The organism is Staphylococcus sp. HMSC14D10, assembly GCF_001808125.1.
In the GTDB taxonomy this organism is placed as follows: domain Bacteria; phylum Bacillota; class Bacilli; order Staphylococcales; family Staphylococcaceae; genus Staphylococcus; species Staphylococcus haemolyticus.
The window spans coordinates 1-3,123 of the sequence record NZ_KV792257.1; the positions used below are offsets into that span (position 1 = coordinate 1).

Consider the following 3,123-nt stretch of genomic DNA (forward strand, 5'->3'; position numbering starts at 1 on the left):
CAGGTGTGACCTCCTTGCCATTGTCACCAGACAAGAGAATGATTATACATTCAAAACTAGATAGTAAGTAAATGATTTTGCTTCGCAAAACGTTGAAATAAATTGATTAAGTCTTCGATCGATTAGTATTCGTCAGCTCCACGTGTCACCACGCTTCCACCTCGAACCTATTAACCTCATCATCTTTGAGGGATCTTATAACCGAAGTTGGGAAATCTCATCTTGAGGGGGGCTTCATGCTTAGATGCTTTCAGCACTTATCCCGTCCATACATAGCTACCCAGCTATGCCGTTGGCACGACAACTGGTACACCAGAGGTATGTCCATCCCGGTCCTCTCGTACTAAGGACAGCTCCTCTCAAATTTCCTACGCCCACGACGGATAGGGACCGAACTGTCTCACGACGTTCTGAACCCAGCTCGCGTACCGCTTTAATGGGCGAACAGCCCAACCCTTGGGACCGACTACAGCCCCAGGATGCGATGAGCCGACATCGAGGTGCCAAACCTCCCCGTCGATGTGAACTCTTGGGGGAGATAAGCCTGTTATCCCCGGGGTAGCTTTTATCCGTTGAGCGATGGCCCTTCCATGCGGAACCACCGGATCACTAAGTCCGTCTTTCGACCCTGCTCGACTTGTAGGTCTCGCAGTCAAGCTCCCTTATGCCTTTACACTCTATGAATGATTTCCAACCATTCTGAGGGAACCTTTGAGCGCCTCCGTTACCTTTTAGGAGGCGACCGCCCCAGTCAAACTGCCCGCCTGACACTGTCTCCCACCACGATAAGTGGTGCGGGTTAGAAAGCCAACACAGCTAGGGTAGTATCCCACCAGCGCCTCCACGTAAGCTAGCGCTCACGTTTCAAAGGCTCCTACCTATCCTGTACAAGCTGTGCCGAATTTCAATATCAGGCTACAGTAAAGCTCCACGGGGTCTTTCCGTCCTGTCGCGGGTAACCTGCATCTTCACAGGTACTATGATTTCACCGAGTCTCTCGTTGAGACAGTGCCCAAATCGTTACGCCTTTCGTGCGGGTCGGAACTTACCCGACAAGGAATTTCGCTACCTTAGGACCGTTATAGTTACGGCCGCCGTTTACTGGGGCTTCGATTCGTAGCTTCGCAGAAGCTAACCACTCCTCTTAACCTTCCAGCACCGGGCAGGCGTCAGCCCCTATACATCACCTTACGGTTTAGCAGAGACCTGTGTTTTTGATAAACAGTCGCTTGGGCCTATTCACTGCGGCTCTTCTGGGCTTGCACCCTAAAGAGCACCCCTTCTCCCGAAGTTACGGGGTCATTTTGCCGAGTTCCTTAACGAGAGTTCGCTCGCTCACCTTAGAATTCTCATCTTGACTACCTGTGTCGGTTTGCGGTACGGGCACCTATTATCTATCTAGAGGCTTTTCTCGGCAGTGTGAAATCAACGACTCGAGGAAACAATTTCCTCTCCCCATCACAGCTCAATCTTAAGAGTGCCGGATTTGCCTAACACTCAATCTCACTGCTTAGACGTACAATCCAATCGTACGCTTCGCCTATCCTACTGCGTCCCCCCATCGATTAAAACGATGCTAGGTGGTACAGGAATATCAACCTGTTATCCATCGCCTACGCCTGTCGGCCTCAGCTTAGGACCCGACTAACCCAGAGCGGACGAGCCTTCCTCTGGAAACCTTAGTCAATCGGTGGACGGGATTCTCACCCGTCTTTCGCTACTCACACCGGCATTCTCACTTCTAAGCGCTCCACATGTCCTTGCGATCATGCTTCAACGCCCTTAGAACGCTCTCCTACCATTGTCCTACGGACAATCCACAGCTTCGGTAATATGTTTAGCCCCGGTACATTTTCGGCGCAGTGTCACTCGACTAGTGAGCTATTACGCACTCTTTAAATGATGGCTGCTTCTAAGCCAACATCCTAGTTGTCTGGGCAACGCCACATCCTTTTCCACTTAACATATATTTTGGGACCTTAGCTGGTGGTCTGGGCTGTTTCCCTTTCGAACACGGACCTTATCACCCATGTTCTGACTCCCAAGTTAAATTAATTGGCATTCGGAGTTTGTCTGAATTCGGTAACCCGAGAGGGGCCCCTCGTCCAAACAGTGCTCTACCTCCAATAATCATCACTTGAGGCTAGCCCTAAAGCTATTTCGGAGAGAACCAGCTATCTCCAAGTTCGATTGGAATTTCTCCGCTACCCACAGTTCATCCGCTCACTTTTCAACGTAAGTCGGTTCGGTCCTCCATTCAGTGTTACCTGAACTTCAACCTGACCATGGGTAGATCACCTGGTTTCGGGTCTACGACCAAATACTCAACGCCCTATTCAGACTCGCTTTCGCTACGGCTCCACATTTCCTGCTTAACCTTGCATCAGATCGTAACTCGCCGGTTCATTCTACAAAAGGCACGCCATCACCCATTAACGGGCTCTGACTACTTGTAAGCACACGGTTTCAAGTTCTCTTTCACTCCCCTTCCGGGGTACTTTTCACCTTTCCCTCACGGTACTGGTTCACTATCGGTCACTAGAGAGTATTTAGCCTTAGGAGATGGTCCTCCCAGATTCCGACGGAATTTCACGTGCTCCGTCGTACTCAGGATCCACTCAAGAGAGAATATATTTTCAACTACAGGATTATTACCTTCTTTGATTCATCTTTCCAGATGATTCGTCTAACATATTCCTTTGTAACTCCGTATAGAGTGTCCTACAACCCCAATAAGCAAGCTTATTGGTTTGGGCTCTTCCCGTTTCGCTCGCCGCTACTCAGGGAATCGATTTTTCTTTCTCTTCCTCCGGGTACTAAGATGTTTCAGTTCTCCGGGTCTGCCTTCTGACAAGCTATGAATTCACTTGTCGATAACACGACATAACTCGTGCTGGGTTCCCCCATTCGGAAATCTCTGGATCAACGCTTACTTACAGCTACCCAAAGCATATCGTCGTTAGTAACGTCCTTCGTCGGCTTCTAGTGCCAAGGCATCCACCGTGCGCCCTTAATAACTTAATCTATGTTTCCACCAAACTTTTAGTCAATCGTTCTCATATTACTTCGTTTTCATTCATTTAAATACTCATTTACAAAAGTAAACTGCGCTTTAAATAAACT

The 3,123-nt window shown here is 48.9% G+C and carries 1 rRNA gene; it reads right to left on the reverse strand.

Annotated elements, in window-relative coordinates:
* Nucleotides 1-102 precede the first annotated feature (102 nt).
* Nucleotides 103-3,024, reverse strand: a 23S ribosomal RNA gene (locus HMPREF3134_RS07865).
* Between the last annotated feature and the right edge of the window lie 99 nt (nt 3,025-3,123).